Here is a 19,873-nt window from a genome sequence, read left to right on the forward strand (position 1 = left end):
GGAATAATGAAGAAAATAAGCAAAAAATTACTATCATCATTAAGTTTATTAACTATTCCTTCAGTTGCTGTTATTAGTGCTAAATGTGGGAATGATGTTGAAACAACTGAAAGACTAAATCAACAAAAAGATCTTAAGGAAAATAAAAGAGTAGCAGAATTAGAAGAAATTTGAAACAACTTTGCTCTAAGCTACATTTATAACCTTAAACCTGCAAAACAACATGATGCTAATAGCTGAAAGAAAAATTTTGAAAAAGAGTTTCAAAATCAAAATTCTCCATTATTTAAAGACTCATATGAAGCATACAAAATATTTGCTTTAGATCAGCTTTCTAAAAATGAATATTATTTTGTTGAAAAGTCATTAGAGTGAAAAAAGAATGACGTTTTCAAGACTAATCCGTTTGACTGAATTAGCACAAAGAATTTCCCTGGAGAGACAAATCCTGCAGACTTCATCAAAATATGAATGGAAGATAAAACTGGCATAAGAAAAGAAATTAACAATATGCTTTTAGTTAAAGCTTACTTTGAAATTTCTGACTTAGAGAAATTACAAACAATAGCAAATAATATTGCTAATGTTGGTAAGAAAGACAAAGAAAAATCTAAAGACCAAAAGTTTGAATACTATGTTGATGGTAAGGATGCTAAATTTGACCTAAAACACTATAATTTAGTCAAATACGCATTTGAAAACAAATACATTCAATTATGAAACAGAACCTTTGATGATAAAACAACTTCTAATGACATTTTTACTAGAAAAGAAATAAAGAACACTATTTCAAACAAAGAAGACTTCAATGCATTTTTCAAAGACTCTGCTGAAGCTGAAAAGAAAGCTAAAGAGTGAGAAATAATCACTACAAACACTGAAGACAAAGAACTTCAAGGCTATGCCGGCATTCAAAAAGATCCTGGAACTTATGGTCTTAACTGAGATGAAACAGATAATAAAAGAAGAAATAAAGGCTCTGGAACTTATGGCGTTTATGATGCTTTAAACTCTATTTTATTTAGCTTTAATGATTTAAAATCGAAAAGCTCATCAGTTAATGTCAAAGACAAAGACGGCAAGTCAATTGTTTCATACATAAACCAAATTGTGCCTGTTGGTAAAAAAGTTAAACTAAGAACTAAAGAAGACTATACTAAAAAGAGTGTTGAAGAATCTAAATTAAAAGAAGTAGAAGTATTATCATTTGAAGATTCTATTTATAAAGGAAACTTAAATAAATTAGCTTACTTATTTTATGGAAAAGATGCAAAAAACCTTTTAGAAAAGGCAATTGAAGCATTTGCTCATTTAGGTGTTAAAATTAAAGTTAATAAAGAAATTACTCCTCTTTATGAACAATTAAAAGACAAGGTATGGGTAGAAAAATAATATGGATGATTTATTTTTAAAAATAATTAGTGGTGAAGAAGAAGGAAAAATCTTCTATGAAGATGATGTTTGTGTTGCTTTTTATGACAAATTTCCTATTCAACCAGGACATTTCCTAGTTGTGCCTAGAGTTAAGAGCAAAAACATCACTGAAGCTGATGACTTCACTGCTGCACATTTGATTAATACTGCTAGAAAATTAGGTAAGCAAGAAGTATTAGACAAAGGAATTGCTGGCTTTAAGATTCTAATTAACACAGGTAAAAGTGCTGACCAAAGCATTTTCCACACACATGTGCATGTAATTCCATATAAAGAAAAAAGCAAAGACAACTAATAAATTAGTCAAATAATTCTTCGGCGAAGAATTATTTTTATATTGATTTAGATATTTTCTTAGCACTCAGTTTCCAATTTTTTGGTATATTTATTCATAATGTAGAAATGAGAAATAATGAATAAAAGAAAAATATTATTAATATCTTCATTTGCGTCACTAGCTCCCATAGTTGTGGCTGCTAAGTGTACTCCTGATAGTGATAACATTGTAGAATTTAGGCTAGGAATTAAAGATTTAGACTTAAGATTTGCTAATTATGGAGCTGTAAATAGTGAAGAGTTAGAGTCTGAGCTTAAACAAAAACCGCTTAAAGATGGTGAATTTACAATCGTATATCCTAGTCAAGATGAGTTAAATAAAGAGGCTCAAATTATTAAAGATTTCTTTGAAAAAGAAGAAACCAAAAAAATTCCTGGATATCAAAATATTTACAAAGAAACCTATGAAACAATTGTTTTAGGCAAACAACCAGTAAGTTTAAGCGATTTTACAAACGAGTATTTATGATCTCGTGATTTAGTTAAAATTGTAGATAATGGCAGCATTAAAAGCAAAAATAAATTAAAACTGATTATTAATCAATTTATTGATAATGCTAATGGCTCAACAACTGCACATTTTAGAATAGAGCACAGCGATGATCAAAGAATTTATGAAGTTATTGGCGATTCTAATGGATATGTAGTGCAATTCAAAGGCAAACTAAAAACAATTTCTGCCAACCACTATCATTTAACTAGAGAAATTATTGAAAACAATAAAAATAATTTATCTGTTTTACTAAAAGCTAATGAAACAACACAAAGAACATAAAAAATGCCGAAAAGCGGCATTTTATTTTTAATGAAAATGTAGAGTTAAATAAAAAGATTATTTCTTTTCCTTGTGAAGAGTGCTAGCATTGCATCTTGCACAGAATTTCTTTAATTCTACTTTTTCTGGTGTGTTTTTTTTGTTCTTTTTGCTAATGTAATTTTCCATTTTGCAATCAGTACAAAATAATGTAAATCCATCTCTTGGCATTATAAATCTCCGTTTTATTTAACTTATATGTGTATTGCCTAACTAATATTTACATATTATATAAAAAAATCAAAAAATGCATATATTTTAAGGCAAATATTAACAAAATGTAATTTAGCAGTAAGCAAGGCATTTTTGTGATTAATATAATGCTTATTCTAACTTACTAATTACAGCGAAATATTTTGGGAAAAAGCACTACTTTTCCATTTTTTTACTTTTGTGTGATTCTCACTGAAAAATACTCATTAACAAAATGAGAAGGAAGCAAGCACTTATATATAAATTTCAGGCTTTCAATAAAACAAACCTAAAGTTACCACCTTCATAAAATAAGCAACCAGTCATAAGAGAAAGATATATAACTTAATCATTTGCACAATTAATTTGCTACTATGGAAATATAACCCCATTAAAATAATTTATTGAGCATAATATATAATTATTATATTTCTTAGCATTGATTGGAGAATTATGAAAGTATCATTTGCAAATATGGATGTAAACCTTTTAGGTAATGAAGTTAAAGTTGGAGATGTATTTCCTAACTTTAAAGCTGTGGACAGTGAATTAAATGATTTTGAATTTTATTCATTACCAAAAGGTAAAAAATTAGTTTTATCAGTTCCATCAATTGACACAGGAACTTGCGACATTGAAGCAACTAAATTTATGAACTATTTCAAAGACAAAGAATATGAAGTAGTGGTTGTATCATATGACACACCTTTTGCACAAAATCGTTGATGTGTTGCAAAGGATAATAAAAAAGTTAAATTAGTTAGCGAATTTAGACACAATGATTTTGGCAAGAAAACACAAACATTATTAGAAGGTGTTGGCTTACTAACTAGAGCAGTATTTGTTTTAGATGAAAACAATAAAGTTGAATATGTTGAATACGTTCCAGTTGTTTCAAATGAACCTAACTATGAAGCTTCCCTAAAGTACTTTAAATAAGGCACAGCAGTCAAAAAATGAACCAGAGCAGGTTCATTTTTTATTCACTAGTTTTAGATTCAATTTTTTTTAGATTATTGATGGCCTTATGCACGCTATCATAAGCTGCAGTTCTTGTTGTGGCTGTGATTTTAGCTATTTCAGCATATGAAAGATTTTCATAGAAATAAAGTCTAAAGGCTTGTTTTTGGGTTTGAGTTAATAATCCTTCGTATTTTTCAAAAAGAGAGCAAAGATGTTCAATATTTTTAATGTCATTAATGAAACTATTCTTCATTTTTGTCAATTAAATCCTTGGTCATTTCGTAAATGAAATTATCTAAGTCAAATTCTTGAAGATCATCTAGTCCTTCACCTAGACCTAGATATTTAACATTTATGTTAAATTCATCCTTAATTGATAAAACAATCCCACCTTTTGAAGTACCATCCATTTTAGTTAAGATTATGCCAGTAGGATTAGCAACTTCACTAAATGCTTTGGCCTGGCTTACACCATTTTGCCCAGTAGTTGCATCAAGCACTAGTAAACACTCATGTGGTGCGTCTTCTTGGAATTTATTAATAATTGAGTACATTTTTTTAAGCTCATTCATTAAGTTAATTTTATTTTGCAATCTGCCAGCTGTATCGATTAACAATAAGTCATAATTTTCAGCTTTAGCTTTCTCTAAAGCACTATAAACAACGCTCGCTGGATCAGCACCTTCTTTTATAGGTTTAACAATATCAGCTCCAACACGCTCAGATCATATAGCAATTTGATCAACTGCTCCTGCTCTAAAAGTATCAGCAGCAGCAATTAAAACTTTCTTGCCTTCTTTTATGTATTTGTGTGCAACTTTAGCAATGCTAGTTGTTTTGCCGCTGCCATTAACACCAATAAATATTAAGATATTTAGTCTTTCATCCTCAACATTAAGCGTTGTATCAACAACACTTTTATTGGTATAAACAACAAACATTTGGTCAGCTATTAGCTCGCCAATATCTTTAGTGTTAGTTAGCTCTCTGATTTTAACTTCATTTTTAATATGAGTAATAATTGCATACACTAGCTTAGCACTTATATCGCTCATTATTAAAATTTCTTCTAATTCATCAAAGTACTCTTCGTCAATTTTTTTGTATTTGTTTGAAAGATCCAGTAATTTTGCACCAAGCGAGCTTGACTTGCTTAATCCAGCTTGGTACTTTTCTAACTTTTGCGAACGCAAAAGCTCTTCTTGCTCTTTTTTCTCTAATTCAGCTTGCTTTTGCGCCAATTTTTCTTCTTTAGACTTCTTTTTTCAACCAAATAATTTGTCTTTTAAATAACTAAAAAATCCCATAATTCAATTTTATATAAAAATATCCTACTAACTAAAAAATAAAAAAACTATAAACATAGTTTATAGCATTAAACATTGACATTAAGTCTTTCAACTTTAGCATTGTAGTCAATAAATTTTTCTAATTCTTTATTGATTAATTTAGCTTCATCAAGCTTTAAAAAATTATTGTATGCTGCTGCTGTGCTTCATCTTTCGATTACAACAAGTGTGTTTTCGTTTTTTCAGCATAAGTCAAAAGAAAGATTTAATTCTTGTTTTTTAACAAAATCATTTCAGTTTCTAATCAAGTAAGCAAATCTTTCTTTAGATTCTTGCCTAATTACCATTTCTTTATAAATTATGTGAATCATTTTTCCTTCCACCATGCTGGATAACTATTTTTTTAATTCTATTATATAGAATAAATTTATCAGCAGTTTTAACTCCATCAAATTTTGAAAAGTTGCTAATATTACCTAATTCAAATGAGCTAACATTTAAAGCTTTAGCTACTTCAGCAATTTTATTAGGCATAACAATTTGCAAGCTTCAAGAAACTGCATAAATGCCATTTAGCAGTCTAACTAAAATGTTTTCTAACTCTTCTTTATGTTCATGCGCAGTCAAGGTTCAAGGTTTAAGTATATCAATGTATTTATTTAATGCATCAGAAAGATTCATTGAGTACTCAAGCGCTTTATCTAATTTAAACTCATCCATAAGCTCAATGAATTTAGACGAAAATGAGTTAATTTTTTCTTCTATTTCTAAATGTTCAATTTTACTGCTTTGCCTGTAAATTAGCCCTTCTGGGAAAGAATTGCTAATCATTTTGACTGTTCTAGAAACTAAATTACCATAGTTATTAACTAACTCAGAATTAACAATGTCAATAAGTTTATCCTCGCTAAAATTACCATCTTCACCAAAAGAAATTGCTGAAGCAAAATAATATTTAATCATTTCATCATCATATTTACTAAATAAATATTCAGGCTCAATGACATTGTTTAATGACTTAGACATTTTTCTGCCGTCTTTATCTCTTAAAAGACCATGAGCATAAATTTTGGTAGGGATTTTAATTCCTAAAGCTTTTGTAAAAATAGTTCAGTAAATAAAGTGAAAACGCGAAATTTCCTTACCAATTATGTGCACAATTTCATCACCATTTTGCCAGTATTTTAAATATTCATCACTTGGATTTTCTAAATCAAAATCTAAAGCACTAACATAATTAAAAAGCGCATCTAATCAAACATAAAGAGTGTGTTTAGGATCTTCATTAGTTTTTATTCCCCAGTTAATATTAGTTCTAGTAACTGAAAGATCTTCAAGGCCTTCAGAAACAAAATTTGTAATCATTTCATTAGTCATTTTAGCTGGCAAAAGTCACTGAGGATTATTTTCTACTTCTTTTAATCACCAGTTTTGAAACTCTTTCATTTTGAAAAAGTAGCTCTCTTCACTCATTAAAATTAATTTATGGCCGCTAACAGGATGATAGTATTCTCCATCTTTTAATACAGCTTGATTTTTAGTTAAAAACTCTTCATCATTAACTGAATATAAACCATCATATTTACCTTTGTAAATAAACCCCAGTTCTAAAAATTTAGTAAAAATTGATTGGACCATTTTCATATGTTTAGGATCACTTGTACGACTAAAATAGTCATAATTTATGTTGTATCTTTGTCACATTTTTTTATATGAATCAACTAATTCATCAACATATGTTTGCGGATCTTTATTAGCAGCAGCAGCTTTTTGCTCTATTTTTTGGCCATGCTCGTCACTTCCAGTTAAAAACTTAACATCGTAACCTAAGATTTTTTTATAGTTAGCAAATATTCAAGCAACTGTGGTGCAATAAAGATGACCAATGTGCAACGGACCAGAGGTGTAGTAAATGGGTGTAGTAATATAAAATGTTTTTTTCATAAATTACTCCATATTAACCTTTATAGGTTTATAAAGATTTTTAATTTCAGGTAAATAATCATGATTAAGTGGATCGTTAGGATCATGCAGGTATAAATTTGGTAAAAAATGAATGCCTCAGCCAGCTTGATATCTAGCTTCAACTAAAACTAATTTTGGCTTATCATAAACTCGTGGTATCATAAATTGCACTCTTTTAGGCTCAAATTTATACTGGCGCATCAAGCAGAAGCAATCAACTAATCTTTCGGCAGGAATAACAAGTGTTAAATAGCCTTTTTGCTCAATAATTTTGGCGCTTCCAGAAATTATTTGTTCTAAATTTAGCTTAACTTCGTGAGTAGCAATTAAGACTTCTTCACTAATTTTCTTTGATATTTTGCTTTTGTCATAAACATAAAAAGGAGGATTGCACACAATTGCTTCATATTTAGGTTTAACTAACTTTGTATGTTCTTTGTAAAAGTCATTAAAATCAGCTTGAATTACATTAATTTGCTCTTGTTTGTTATTTATAATAACATTATCGGTAGCTAGCTTTGCAGCTTTTTCTTGAATTTCGATTGCATCAATTTTTAAATTTTTACTTCTTTCAGAAATAAAAATGCTCAGTGCCCCATTATTTGTACCTATTTCTAGCATTCTTTTGATTTTGTGATTTAAGAAAACGAAGTTTCCAAGCATTATTGTATCAACAGAATAATTAAACATTTCTTTGTCTTGATAAACATATAAATTGCTATCAAAGCCTAATGAATTTTTAACTAATTTAGCTTGTTTATGTTTCATAAATGCCTGTTTTATAGTATTTAACGTTTATTAAAGCCTTTTTGATGATTAAAGTTTTTAGAAACTTTGTTTCTTAAATAGGTTTGATAGTCTTGAGTTAAAACACAATCAATTTTACCAGTTGTTTCATCTGCATTTGTTATAACAACTCTGACCGTTTGACCTAATTTATAGGCTTTTTTGGGATCAATTTTGCTATATAACTTGGTCATTTGTTCATTAGCTTCAAAATCACCATCGCCAATATTGCTTATGTGCACCATTGCATCAGTTTTGTTATCAAACTGAATAAACATTCCAAATTTAGTAATGCCAAAAACTTGGCCTTCAAACTCACTATTAATTCTGCTTTTAAAATATTCAGCAAACTTAAGATCATTTACATCTCGTTCTAATTGCACTGCATTTTCTTCACTAGCTGAGTTCATAGCAGCTATTTTTTGTAAATTAGCAGCAAATTCATCAACTTTATTTAATTGTTTTTTAAAAACAAAGTCTCATAAGATTCTGTGAACAATAACATCAGGATATCTTCTAATTGGGCTAGTGAAGTGGCAATAATATTCACTAGCTAGGCCAAAGTGGCCAATATTATCAGGTGAGTAAACCGCTTTTTGCATTGTTCTTAAAAAAAGCATTTTCAAAAATTCATCACTGCGCTGGCTGTTAATTTGATTTATAACTTTTTGAAATGTTAAAGGAGTAATATGCTTTCTGTTTAATGAAACATTAATTTTAAGTGACTTTAAAACATCTAAAAAGTACTCTATTTTCTCTTCGCTAGGCACTTCATGGATCCGGTACATCATAGGCAACTTAGAGTTTGTTATAAACTTAGCAACTTCTTCGTTAGCTCTAACCATGAAATCTTCAATCATTTTTTCCGATTCGCCTGTTTTTTCGACGCTGATGTCTAAAACACGACCATCAGAATCAAGCTCAATATGTGGCTCTTGAATTTCAAAATCAATATAACCTTGCTTGTTTTTAAACTCTCTTATAATTTGTGAAAGCTCATAAGCATTTTTTAGCATTTTATTAAGCTCTTTATCTTCAAAGTCTTTAGATTCGTTAATAAATTCATTGACTCTTTCATAAGTAAGTCTATATTTAGACTTTATAACTGAAGGCACAATTTTAGTTTCAATGCTTTGACCTAATTTATTAATTTTAGTTATGCAGCTAATAGTTAATCTTTCCTCATTTGGATTTAATGAACATATGCCATTAGATAATTTAAAGGGAAGCATTGGTACAACTTCATTTAATAGATAAATGCTGGTTCCTCTTTTTAAGGCTTCATCATCCAAAGGAGTATTTTCTTTAACATAGTAAGCAACATCAGCAATGTGCACTCCTAATTCATAGGTGTTTTCGTCAATTTTTACTACGCTTATAGCATCGTCAAAGTCTTTTGTACTAGAGCCATCAATAGTTACAACTAGGTCATTTCTTAAGTCAGTACGCATGCTTAAGTCTTCATTTTTTATATTTTCAGGAATAAATTTTTGAATATATTCATTAACTTCAGCAGGAAATTCCCTCGGCACATTTCTAGCTTCTTCTAATGACTTAACATAAGCCATAGGATCATTAACATCTGTTATTCTTTTGATTATGTTTATTTCTTTATTTCTGTTTTCATAGTTAATAATTTCAGCAACTACAACATCTAAAACTCTAGCTTCATTAGCAATATTTTTTATTCTAAAACTAGTATTTTTATAAATAGGCTCAATTGGCTTGAATGTAACAAAACCATTAACATTGTCTAAAACACCAATTAATGTTTTGCAACGACGCTCTATGATTTTTTTAACTTTAGCAAAAGTTCTATTGTTGTCAGGGCTTATAGGCTCAAAAACATCAGCTTCAACAATGTCATTATTAAGCGCTGTATTAAAATTGTTGCTAGAAACAAAATAAGAACTTTTGGTTCCATTTTTACTTAATTCTTCAACATCAACAAAAGCACACTTACCCTCAGAAGCAAAATGAATTACCCCTTGAATTGTGTTTATTTTTCTTAATGCTACATATGATGAATCTCTTTTGTCAAAAGCAATTAAATCCCTAGAAGACAGATTTATAAGCATATTGGTCAAAATCTTGCTGTGTCTGGGACTAATATTTAACTTCCTTAATAAAGCATTTGTATTTATGTGCGGATTTTCTTTGATTGTATTTATTATTACTGTCTCATTAATCATATTTATTTAACTAAAGCTCAACAAACAATCGAAATCACTAAGAGGATAAGCCCCAAAGAAACCATTGATCATTTGAGAACTTTCTTAAATCCTCTCTCTTTTGAAGTTTTAAATAACTCTAAGTCACCTGAGCCAACTAAAGCACCAGAAAAAGCATTAGAATCTGGCGACATAAGCAGTGAAATTACTAAAATACCAGCTGAAATAATGACTAAGATAATTGACAAAATTGCTTTAACATCCATTTTCTTATTCTCCTGGTTTAATAAATTATTTTATATTATATATTACTTTTACTTTTCTTAGCCTTTTTATATTCTAATAGCTTATGATTCTTTTTTGATTTTGGTTTTTGTCTTGATAATTTAGGTAAACTTAAACAGAATATAAGGCTAATTAAAAAGTATTTTTATGGTGCATATATTTTCTAAAAAGCCTATGAAACAAGATTTTTAGGAAATTTATGACTAAATGTCTTTTGTAAAAGAATGCTAACTTTCATTTTCCTAGTTTAGTTTCTAAATTAATGCTAATATATTTTCAATAAATTAATATAATAAATATAACTATGACAGAAAGCATAAACAAGAAGCCAATTATTATCTTTGCAGGGCCTAGTGGTGTTGGTAAAGGTACTATTGAAAAGTATTTATTTGATAACAAAGAGCTAAGATTGCACTTAGCTTGTTCTGCCACAACCAGAAAGCCTAGAGCTGGAGAAGTAGAAGGAGTACATTATTTTTTCATTAGTAAAGAAGACTTTGAGAAAAAAATTAATGAAAATGCCTTTTTAGAATACAGTTATCACTTTGAAAATTACTATGGCACCTTGTATGCTGAAATCGACAGAATTCATAATTTAAATAAAGTTCCATTTTTGGAAATTGAAACAAATGGTGCAAAGCAAATACTAAGTAAAAAAGAGGTTAATGATAGATACAAAGTAATTACTTTTTTTATCCTACCTCCTTCAGTTACTGAATTAAAAAATAGAATCTTAAACAGAAATACTGAAAATAAAGAAGCTATAAATATCAGAATGCAAAAAGCTATAGACGAAATTAATGATCAGCATTTATTTAAGTACAAAATTGTCAATGATGATGCTGAATTAGCTGCCAAGAGAGTTACTCAAATAATAAAGGAAGAAATATAAAATTTATGAATTTTGGCAGAGTTAGTGAAAAAGGAACAAAACGACTCGAAAATCAAGATGCTGTTGCAATTTTAACTAATGAAAATTGCACAGTTTTACTTTTATGTGATGGCATGGGCGGCCATTATGGGGGTGCAATTGCCTCAAGCACAACTATTAAAGTGTTTAAGCAGCATTTTGATAATAATTTTCCTAATTCTGATGATAGCGCCATTGATTCATACATAAAATGAATAAGAGAAGCAATTAAAGCTTGCAAAAAAGAGATGATTAAAATTGGCGATCGCGATGAAGCTAAATTAGATATGGGAACCACAGTTACAGGGGCTTTGGTCAATTCTAAAGAGAAATTTATTCTAATTTTTAACATAGGCGATTCACGCACTTATATCTTAGATAATTCAAACCAAATTACGCAAGTAACTGTCGATCATAATTACTTAAATCAGTTAATTTCTAATGGTGTTCCAGAGCATGAAGCTAAAAAAAGTATTAACCGTGCATCACTAACATCAGCTTTAGGGCCAACTAAAAAAACTAGACTAGACATTTCAACAGTTTTTCCTGATGATTATAAACGTGTTAGTGCTGTTATTGCAACTAGCGATGGCACACATAATTTTGCATCACGAAATGTAATGGAAAACATGGCACTAAGGTTTAAAAATGCACAGGAGTGATGTGATAACATTGTCGACTTTGCTTTAAAAAATAATTCAAATGATAATGCATCATGCATTATGGTTACATTAAATTAAAGTAAAAATCAGGAGGCATTAGAATGATTCCATCAAATAGCAGGGTCTATAAAAAGTACAAGGTGCTTACAAAAATTGGCGAAGGAGGCTTTAGCAAAGTCTTTAAAGTCGAATTATTAAATTCTGATTCAGTTGTTAAAGAAGTTTATGCACTTAAATATTTTGTAATTAAGCCTGATAGTGACAAAAATGTGGCAATTAGCCGTTTTAAACAAGAAATTGCAATTTTGCAAAAAGTTAAATCTGATTATTTTCCTTACTATGTTGAATCATATATTGGCGATGATGAGCAGTATTTAGTAATGGAATATGTTGAGGGCAAAAGCTTAAGAGAATTAATTAAAAAAAATGGCGTGCTTAATCCTCATAGCTCAATAAATTATGTAAGACAGATATGTGAAGCTATGCAAGAGTTGCACTCGAATAATATTATTCACCGTGATATTAAGAGCAACAATATCATCATAACTAGCAATAGTCATGTAAAAATATTAGATTTTGGTCTTTCACTAGATCCTGATAGTCAAAGATTTACACAAGCCTCAAAAGTTGTGGGTTCAGTTTATTATATGGCACCTGAGCTCTGCCGTGCTGATAATGAGCCTACTAAAAAAACAGATATTTATGCAATCGGAATCTTACTTTATGAAATGCTAACTGGCAAATATCCAATTGAAGGCAAGAAAGCTGATGAAACTTTAATATTGCAAAAAACAATGCCAATGCCTAAGCTAACTGACAAAATCGCAACTACGCAAGCACTAGAAAATGTAATTATTAAAGCAACTGCAAAAGATCCATTTCATAGATACTCAAGTGCGTGGGAAATGGCAGAGGATTTAAAAACAGCACTTTCAGAAAAAAGAATATTTGAAAAGCCAATTGATGCTAAGAAAATGAAGCCTAAAAAAACGATTACGGAGATAGTAAACAGCAAAGGTTTTTTGATTGCTATGCTTGTTATTTTCAGCTTAATTATTTTAGCTGTCATAGTTGCAATTATAGTTTTATCAGTATAAGGATGTAAACTTGAAGGGAAAAATTTACTCAATAAATTCTGGAATTTATTCAATTAAAGATGAAAATAACAATTTTCATAATTTACCTGCTCTAGGTGTTTTTAGACATAAAAACATAGTGCCTTTAGTTGGAGATTATGTCGAATTTGAAAAAGAAAAGTACATAACTAAAATATATGAAAGGCAAAATGAATTTATAAGGCCGAAAGTAGCTAATATTGATCATATCATCATTGTAATGTCAATTCATGAACCAGAGTTTCAAAGCTTTTTAGTTGATAAGTATATGGCTTTTATTGAAAGTGCAAATATTGAGCCAGTTTTATTTATTACTAAAGCTGATTTAGGCACAAGCAAATATAAAAATGAATATGAAAGTTTAGGATACAAAGTTTACGAAATATCCTATAAAACAGATGAATGAGTAAAAGATATTGCGAAATTATTCACTAATAAAACTAATGTTTTAATGGGGCAAAGCGGTGTCGGAAAAACTACTTTAGTTAACAAAATAACAGGCAGTAATTTTGCTGTCCAAGCAATTTCAAAATTTGCAAACAGAGGTAAGCATACAACTAGAATTGTGCAAATTGTTAATGTTTTTGATAATGGAGAATTAATTGATACACCAGGCTTTTCTAGCTTAGATATAAACTTAACAAAGCAGCAGTTAGCTTATTCATATAAGCAGTTTAAGGAACTAGGAAAATTTTGTAAGTTTAAAACTTGCTTTCATCAAAATGAGCCTGAGAACTTTTGTAATATAAAACAAGCTGTTAAGGACAATATTATTCCCCAATTTAGATATAATAATTATCTAAAGTTGTTGCAAGAGGTTGAAAATGAACAAAAATAATAAGTATGTTACCCCATCATTATTAAATGTTGAGCCTGAAAATAGGCTTAATATGGCTAATGTTTTAGTCAATGAAGGTATAAAATGAATTCATTATGATGTCATGGATGGCAAATTTGTACCAAATTTAGCGATTGAATTAGATGAAATTAAAAACATTCATGAAAAAGGGCTAAAACACTTTAAAGATGCTCACTTAATGGTTGAAAATCCTTTGGATTATATAGACTTATATAAAGATGTAGTTGATATTGTAACTTTTCACTATGAAGCAGTAGAATCAGCAAAATTACTTAAGTTTTTAAAACAAAAACACCATGATTATAGGCTTGGAATTGCAATTAAGCCAAATACTGAAGTTGAAGAAATTAAGAAATTTTTGCCTTATATTCAATTAGTATTAGTTATGTCTGTTGAGCCAGGAAAAGGCGGTCAAAAATTCATTCCTTCTGCAATTGATAAAATAAAATTACTTAAACAATTAAGAATAAAACATGCTTATGATTATTTAATACAAGTTGATGGCGGCATAAACGATGTAACTGGCCCTGAATGTTTTAAAGCAGGTGCTGACGCTTGTGTAGCTGGTACTTTTATGGTTTCAAATCCAACCAAAGCAAGAATTAATAGCATTTTAGGGATTAAATAGATATTAGTTGCTTAAATTTACATTTTTGATAACAAAAAATGTGTGTAGACCCACACTTTTTTTATATTAGAAATATATTTTAGTGACAATATTGTCTTTTTGTAAAAAGACTTCATTTCTTTTTCCAATGCATTATTTTTATATGTTTAGCTAAACTTGTATCTCTTTGAGCAGGTCTTTGATTAACGCTTTTATTAAAAGATTGTTTGCTGGTAATAATAACTAGTTCATCTTTAGCTCTAGTTATAGCTGTATAGACTAACTTTTTATTAATAAAGGAATTACCTTTTTCTGGATCTAACACTAAAATCACTTTTTGAAATTCGCTACCTTGAGTTTTATGAACTGTACAAGCATAACAAAGAGTTAAATTATCATATTCATTAACGAAGTAAAAAGCACCACAAGTTAACTTGCGGTGCTTTCTATTGCCTTTTGTTAAAATTTGAGTAACTAACTTAAAAAGAAAGGCTTTTAAATTATATATGATTAGCAATGACAAAAATACTAGTTATTCAACTGACATATGCTTGTTTAAAAAAAACTAAATTTGCACAGCAAGTACAAGTTTAATTATGTACATTATGTGATTGATGAAACACATTGAGATGAAATACTAACTAAGTCAAATCTCAAAACCAATAAAAATAACATTAGCCCATTAAGACTTAAAGAAATTCTTGAAAGACTAATTGCAGGCTATGATATGAAAACTGTTTCTAACATCGTAGGGTTTAAATCAAGATCAATTTATAACTTATTTGACAGAATTAAAATTGAGACAAAGCGTGGTTATGCTAAATACCAAAAGAAATGTAAATTGTGTGGTATGGATTTAAAAGGCAAAACGATATATGTAATTAGTGCTCTCAAATTTTTAAACTTAATTGAAACAAGGAACGATTCAAAAAGATTAGAAAACAATCCTAAATTGCTGATGAAGCACATTGACTTTTTTAAGTTTTACGAGCAGTTACTATACTTTTATTTAAAGAATAGAAATAGTTTTAACTTGGAAAATAAAGCCGTTAAACAGTCTGTTGCTAGCATTATTTTTAAATACATAAGAAAACTAGAAGCACAAGGAAAACTTCAGAATTCATATATTCCATCAGTTCAAAACTTTTACCGTATATTGGCTAAACATAGTACTTTTGGTCTAAAATTAGATATTCTTCCATATAAATCAAATGGCAAATATGGAAGCCGCACAACTGTAAAGCACGAAACCAAGAAAAAGACAATAGGCAAACTTATTACTGAACGTCCAGAATCAGTTAATTTAAGATTAAATGACAACGATTATGAAATGGACACTGTAATTGGTTTAAGATCTGATAATTATTGCATTCTTACATTAATCAACAGAAAATCTAGAATGTTTTATTGCACTCTATCTAGAAGAAATGCAAAAGCAATAAAAGAAAATTTAGAGAAATTGATTAAGAACAATAATCTTATTATTGACACATTAACTATTGATAACGGAAGTGAAAATTACAAACTTCCAGAGATAGAATATATCAGAGAAATTTTTCATTGCCACCCTTATTCATCATCAGAAAAAGGTAGTATCGAAAATGCTCATAGACTATTAAGAAGATACGTTCCAAAAGGAAAATCTATAGATAGATATGTTGGTCAAGATCTAAAACCAATAGCAGATTTTATAAATTCACACCCAAGAATTTATAAAGGAATTTCTGGCTTTAAATGTGCTAAGCAAATGCAATAAAAATTAACATCAACACAAAATTCCGCACTTTTGAGTACTCAAAAGTATCTTTTCTTTATTTTTTTTTACTCTTTTAGTCATTCTCTTGTTAGAACTTCCAAAAATTGGTATTATTTTTCCGATACTCAAAAAAGGCGCTTTTTACTTTAAGAATTTATAGAGTTAAATTATCAAGATCAGCAGTATTTAGCAGAATTTCTTTTTTGTTAAAATTGGTATTCATTTTGCTTTCAGACTTATCAATATTATTAATAATTCCAATATCACCATTAGACAAATCATTTTTATTTTTTAGATACATTATTTTGTCATTTTTATAAAAACTGTAACCATTTGCATTTAATTTTTCATTTTCATTTTCGTTTTTGTTAAATTTTTCTTGGATTTTTTTATTTATTTCTTCTATTCCTAATGTTCCTTTATTAAAGGGAGAAATAATTTGAATTTGATTTGTAATATCAGAATCATTATTATTTTTGTCATTTTTATTTTCGAAGTGATAATTTTCAATAATTTTCGTTAAGCATTTTTCTTGATCATCAACAAAAATAGTTTTCAAATCACTTTTTTCTGCTGTTTCTTAAAGTTTTGTGATGTCAAAATTATTATTTCTGATCATATAAGCTAGATCAGTAATTTTGCTTTGTTTTCCTTGACGGTGTGCACTTTTTAATTCGACAGTTGTTATTTTTTTAGATTTAATAATATCTTCAAACGCATTACCAATTCCAATACTTGGTAATTGCTCCACATCGCCAACAAAAACGACTCTTTTTGCATTTCCAATAGATGAAATAAAGATACTAAATAAATTATTGTCAACCATTGATGTTTCATCAATAATTAATAAACCTTCATCTAAAGGATTGAATATGTTTTTTCTAAACTCACCAGTTGAAGGATCATATTGCAGTAATTTATGAATAGTTGTAGCATCAGATTCTTCAAAACTTTCTTTAATTCTTGCTGCTGCTCTTCCTGTTGGGGTTGCTATTTTAAAACTTTCATTTGGATAAACTTTTTTAAATAGTTTTACTATACCTTTTATTAAAGTTGTCTTACCAGTTCCAGGGCCACCAGTAATTACTACAAATTTATTATCTATAAACTTTCTTAGTGCGTTAATTTGACTTTCATCATATTTAAAGTTGTCATTTTTTGGTTCTTTTCTGGTCTCTTCTTGGATTTCTTTTATATGTTGTTTAAATTTGGAATGCCTAATTTTTTTGACTTTGTTTTTATTAGTTAAAAATGAAGCAATAGTCATTTCATCATTATATGTTTGAGCTGTATAAATTCTATCTTTTTTAATAATGAGAAGTTTTTTATTTTTTGCATACCTTATTGCATTATTAATGACTTTCTTTTTTAACTCCACTGGAATAAAAAACTTCTCTTGATCGTCAAAGTATCTTTTTATATTTTCTAAATATGTATAAGAACTAGATTTGTTATTTAGAATTTCGTTACAATAATTATGTAAATAATGTGCGATTCGTGCAACATTATTTCTATCATTTTTAAAAAAATACAAAAATATTTTATCTATAGATTCTAGGCTAGCTATTTTGTATTGAAAATTAATCTCATATAAACTATTTTTAATTGCTTCTTGCATCAGATCAAATGATCCTGCGTAAAGCTCTATTAGTTTATCAAGTACATTTAAATCAAGGTCTTTAGCAAGAAATTCTAGTTTCAGATTACTAAAAGTAAGCTTGTTAAAAACACTATTTAAAACTGGTTTTCGTACTTGCTTCATGCTTAGAAACTTTTCTTTATTAGAAAGTATTTCTTGTCAAATATTATCTGATTGGTAGTATGACTCTAATTTTTTAATAAAATCATCACCAATAGTTTTATTAAACACATCCGATTTCAAATATTCAAAAAATATTTGGTTGTCGCTAGCTGTGAATAACTTATATGACTTACAACTATAAATTTCAGAATTATATTTTTCTTCTGGGTTTTCATCTGTTTGAATTTCATATAAAACTTCAATAGGCAAGCTATTAATATTACCACTAATTTTAATGATTTTCTCGGTATCTAAAACATAAAAATTAGCAACAGCTCAGTCTTTATCTGTATTGTAAGTAAATTCTTTTATATAACCTATAAATGATTTCATAACTTTCCCAAAACTATTAATAAATTTGCTTTATATTGATTATTTAAAAAGCTTTTTACACATGTTATCTATTTTTATTTTATCTAATTTTTGTATACAGAAATTTAGTTAAGTTATATAAAATTCAGTATTTTTTATTTTCTATTTAAACTTAAATGCAGTTAAAACAATGTATAAATAAAAACCTCAAGTCTACACAAATTGGTGTAAATGAGGCCTTTATTTTTTAATTCAATCTACGTGACCATTAGACGATCTAGCTAAGACAAATTCAGCAGCAGATGATAAACTTTTAAATTCAAGATCTTGTTGTAAAACACCATCTCTAATGATTTGTTTTGCAAAGCACTTCGCTCGCAATTCTTTTATGCTATTGTATTTCATTTGTTCTTTAAAGTGTTGAGCTTCAGCAAGTTCAATGGATGAACCTGATAACAAAATAAATCTTTTGTCTTCAACTTGCTTTAATGTTGCAATTATTTTTTTGTTTTTATCAAGCCTACTATTTTTAGACAATGAAAATACAGTCTCTTTATATTTGCTATTAACATCTATACTTTTTTGTTTTGCATATAAATAATCAATATTATTAGTTTCAACTCAAATCTTGCCATCTGATGAATTTCCTAAAACAAAAACAGCTGCATAAGATTTTGAATTAAATTCCTGATTTTCTTGCAAAATTCCATCAATAATCTTATTTTCTAAAATTAATTTATCTCTTTTTTCTTTAATCGTTTTAAATAGATTTGCAAAATACTCTGGTTCATTTTGATGTAATCTAATTTGAGAACCTTTTAATACTATATATTTGTCATCTTTGTTAATGCAATAAGCAATGGTGGTTTTTTCTGTTTCTTTTGATTTTTGCCTTAAAGTATAGTATTTAACTTCATTATCATTTGCATAAGATTGTGTGTGCTTTTGTTCCTCTTGTTTTAGGGCTTGAATTTCTTTTTGTTGACCAAAATTTTGTTTTTTATCAAAAACATCAAAACCAACATTTTTTAATATAGTTTTAGCATTTTCTATAAAAACATTTCATTCTGCTTCATCTTCACTAGAAATATTTCCCTTGTTAGCACAATTGTCATTTAATAACTCAATATTGCTATTATCTGTAAATAGCCTTATGAAAGAGTGCTCTAAATAGTTTAGCTCAGTTGCTCCTATGTTGCTTTGAGAATCTACAATTATATAAACATAGTCAAAATCATTTCTTTTTTCTGAGTTTAGATGTTGAAATACTCTTCATAAAACTCCTTTATTATCATTTTTTACATTTGATTGACCAACATAGACACTATAGTTACTATTATTTTGTTTAACTAGAAAATATATCCCTGCATGATTTAAAAAATCTTGCTGTTTTGCTAGCAAACTAGAAAGCTTATTCTTTGTTATTTTATAAATTATTCCAACTCAATTTTTAGATTTATATTTTATTATTTGTCCATCATTGCTATCTATTATTTGAGTGCTAAACCATGTTATAGACATTTTTATAACCTCAATTAAAAAAATTTATTATTTTAATTATATTTGATATTTATTCTTTATGTAAGTAGCATAAAAGAAAAAGCCTTAAATTATAT

At 28.4% G+C, this 19,873-nt stretch carries 22 protein-coding genes; 10 read left to right on the forward strand and 12 right to left on the reverse strand.

The window, feature by feature from the left end:
- Positions 1-6: 6 nt before the first annotated feature.
- The 3 genes from MAGA_RS00995 (at position 7) to MAGA_RS01005 (ending at position 2,545) form a co-directional block, all read left to right on the forward strand.
- A complete protein-coding gene (locus MAGA_RS00995) occupies positions 7-1,392 on the forward strand; it encodes a HinT-interacting membrane complex lipoprotein P60 (RefSeq protein ID WP_013021851.1) in 1,386 nt (461 codons plus the stop codon).
- Position 1,393: 1 nt separating this feature from the next.
- A complete protein-coding gene (gene hinT / locus MAGA_RS01000; protein ID WP_004024362.1) occupies positions 1,394-1,729 on the forward strand; it encodes a histidine triad protein HinT in 336 nt (111 codons plus the stop codon).
- 117 nt (positions 1,730-1,846) lie between these two features.
- Complete coding sequence (locus MAGA_RS01005) at positions 1,847-2,545, forward strand: MAG2000 family lipoprotein (RefSeq protein ID WP_013021852.1); 699 nt, start codon at positions 1,847-1,849, stop codon at positions 2,543-2,545.
- A 57-nt stretch (positions 2,546-2,602) separates the two neighbouring features.
- Here MAGA_RS01005 and rpmG read toward each other — a convergent pair whose 3' ends face one another.
- Complete coding sequence (gene rpmG / locus MAGA_RS01010) at positions 2,603-2,755, reverse strand: 50S ribosomal protein L33 (RefSeq protein WP_004024364.1); 153 nt, start codon at positions 2,753-2,755, stop codon at positions 2,603-2,605.
- 474 nt (positions 2,756-3,229) lie between these two features.
- Here rpmG and tpx point away from each other — a divergent pair, with 474 nt between their 5' ends.
- On the forward strand, positions 3,230-3,715 hold the full coding sequence (gene tpx / locus MAGA_RS01015) for a thiol peroxidase (protein ID WP_013021853.1): 486 nt from the start codon (positions 3,230-3,232) through the stop codon (positions 3,713-3,715).
- A gap of 40 nt (positions 3,716-3,755) precedes the next feature.
- Here the strand turns inward: tpx and MAGA_RS01020 are convergent, their stop codons facing one another.
- The 7 genes from MAGA_RS01020 to secG form a co-directional block, all read right to left on the reverse strand.
- Positions 3,756-3,992, reverse strand: coding sequence for a sigma factor-like helix-turn-helix DNA-binding protein (locus tag MAGA_RS01020; protein ID WP_013021854.1), 237 nt, complete (start codon positions 3,990-3,992; stop codon positions 3,756-3,758).
- Positions 3,982-5,046 (reverse strand): signal recognition particle-docking protein FtsY, encoded by a 1,065-nt coding sequence (gene ftsY, locus MAGA_RS01025; RefSeq protein ID WP_013021855.1) that lies wholly within the window; start codon positions 5,044-5,046, stop codon positions 3,982-3,984. The genes MAGA_RS01020 and ftsY overlap by 11 nt, the downstream gene beginning before the upstream one ends.
- A 68-nt stretch (positions 5,047-5,114) precedes the next feature.
- Entirely contained in the window at positions 5,115-5,399 is a 285-nt protein-coding gene (locus MAGA_RS01030) for an antibiotic biosynthesis monooxygenase (RefSeq protein WP_013021856.1), read from the reverse strand.
- Positions 5,380-6,972 (reverse strand): methionine--tRNA ligase, encoded by a 1,593-nt coding sequence (gene metG, locus MAGA_RS01035; RefSeq protein WP_013021857.1) that lies wholly within the window; start codon positions 6,970-6,972, stop codon positions 5,380-5,382. The genes MAGA_RS01030 and metG overlap by 20 nt, the downstream gene beginning before the upstream one ends.
- Positions 6,973-6,975: 3 nt before the next feature.
- Positions 6,976-7,761, reverse strand: a complete 786-nt coding sequence (locus tag MAGA_RS01040) for a tRNA1(Val) (adenine(37)-N6)-methyltransferase (RefSeq protein ID WP_013021858.1) — start codon at positions 7,759-7,761, stop codon at positions 6,976-6,978.
- Between the two features lie 20 nt (positions 7,762-7,781).
- Positions 7,782-9,971 carry a ribonuclease R gene (rnr, locus tag MAGA_RS01045; protein WP_013021859.1) on the reverse strand — a complete coding sequence of 730 codons (2,190 nt, stop codon included), beginning with the start codon at positions 9,969-9,971 and terminating at the stop codon, positions 7,782-7,784.
- 2 nt (positions 9,972-9,973) lie between these two features.
- Positions 9,974-10,216, reverse strand: coding sequence for a preprotein translocase subunit SecG (gene secG, locus MAGA_RS01050; protein WP_004024372.1), 243 nt, complete (start codon positions 10,214-10,216; stop codon positions 9,974-9,976).
- A 323-nt stretch (positions 10,217-10,539) separates the two neighbouring features.
- Between secG and gmk the strand changes: the two genes are divergently transcribed.
- Genes gmk through MAGA_RS01075 form a run of 5 tightly spaced genes read left to right on the forward strand, consistent with a single transcriptional unit; the run spans position 10,540 to position 14,409 of the window.
- Positions 10,540-11,127, forward strand: a complete 588-nt coding sequence (gene gmk / locus MAGA_RS01055) for a guanylate kinase (protein WP_013021861.1) — start codon at positions 10,540-10,542, stop codon at positions 11,125-11,127.
- A 5-nt stretch (positions 11,128-11,132) separates the two neighbouring features.
- Positions 11,133-11,885 carry a PP2C family protein-serine/threonine phosphatase gene (locus tag MAGA_RS01060; protein WP_013021862.1) on the forward strand — a complete coding sequence of 251 codons (753 nt, stop codon included), beginning with the start codon at positions 11,133-11,135 and terminating at the stop codon, positions 11,883-11,885.
- Positions 11,886-11,908: 23 nt separating this feature from the next.
- On the forward strand, positions 11,909-12,904 hold the full coding sequence (locus tag MAGA_RS01065) for a serine/threonine-protein kinase (protein WP_013021863.1): 996 nt from the start codon (positions 11,909-11,911) through the stop codon (positions 12,902-12,904).
- A 10-nt stretch (positions 12,905-12,914) separates the two neighbouring features.
- A complete protein-coding gene (gene rsgA, locus MAGA_RS01070) occupies positions 12,915-13,760 on the forward strand; it encodes a ribosome small subunit-dependent GTPase A (protein ID WP_013021864.1) in 846 nt (281 codons plus the stop codon).
- Positions 13,747-14,409, forward strand: coding sequence for a ribulose-phosphate 3-epimerase (locus MAGA_RS01075; protein ID WP_013021865.1), 663 nt, complete (start codon positions 13,747-13,749; stop codon positions 14,407-14,409). The genes rsgA and MAGA_RS01075 overlap by 14 nt, the downstream gene beginning before the upstream one ends.
- Before the next feature lie 79 nt (positions 14,410-14,488).
- Here the strand turns inward: MAGA_RS01075 and MAGA_RS01080 are convergent, their stop codons facing one another.
- Complete coding sequence (locus MAGA_RS01080) at positions 14,489-14,911, reverse strand: ATP-binding domain-containing protein (protein ID WP_235619430.1); 423 nt, start codon at positions 14,909-14,911, stop codon at positions 14,489-14,491.
- A gap of 204 nt (positions 14,912-15,115) precedes the next feature.
- Between MAGA_RS01080 and MAGA_RS01085 the strand changes: the two genes are divergently transcribed.
- Positions 15,116-16,144, forward strand: a complete 1,029-nt coding sequence (locus MAGA_RS01085) for an IS30 family transposase (RefSeq protein WP_013021693.1) — start codon at positions 15,116-15,118, stop codon at positions 16,142-16,144.
- A 154-nt stretch (positions 16,145-16,298) separates the two neighbouring features.
- Here the strand turns inward: MAGA_RS01085 and MAGA_RS04690 are convergent, their stop codons facing one another.
- The 3 genes from MAGA_RS04690 to MAGA_RS01100 all read right to left on the reverse strand — a co-directional run bounded on the left by MAGA_RS04690 (position 16,299) and on the right by MAGA_RS01100 (position 19,778).
- Positions 16,299-16,703 carry a hypothetical protein gene (locus MAGA_RS04690; RefSeq protein WP_052300247.1) on the reverse strand — a complete coding sequence of 135 codons (405 nt, stop codon included), beginning with the start codon at positions 16,701-16,703 and terminating at the stop codon, positions 16,299-16,301.
- 21 nt (positions 16,704-16,724) lie between these two features.
- On the reverse strand, positions 16,725-18,278 hold the full coding sequence (locus tag MAGA_RS01095; protein ID WP_042509398.1) for an AAA family ATPase: 1,554 nt from the start codon (positions 18,276-18,278) through the stop codon (positions 16,725-16,727).
- A gap of 219 nt (positions 18,279-18,497) precedes the next feature.
- Positions 18,498-19,778 (reverse strand): DUF4357 domain-containing protein, encoded by a 1,281-nt coding sequence (locus MAGA_RS01100; RefSeq protein WP_013021866.1) that lies wholly within the window; start codon positions 19,776-19,778, stop codon positions 18,498-18,500.
- Positions 19,779-19,873 lie beyond the last annotated feature (95 nt).

Source organism: Mycoplasmopsis agalactiae (assembly GCF_000089865.1).
Lineage (GTDB): Bacteria > Bacillota_I > Bacilli_A > Mycoplasmatales > Metamycoplasmataceae > Mycoplasmopsis > Mycoplasmopsis agalactiae_B.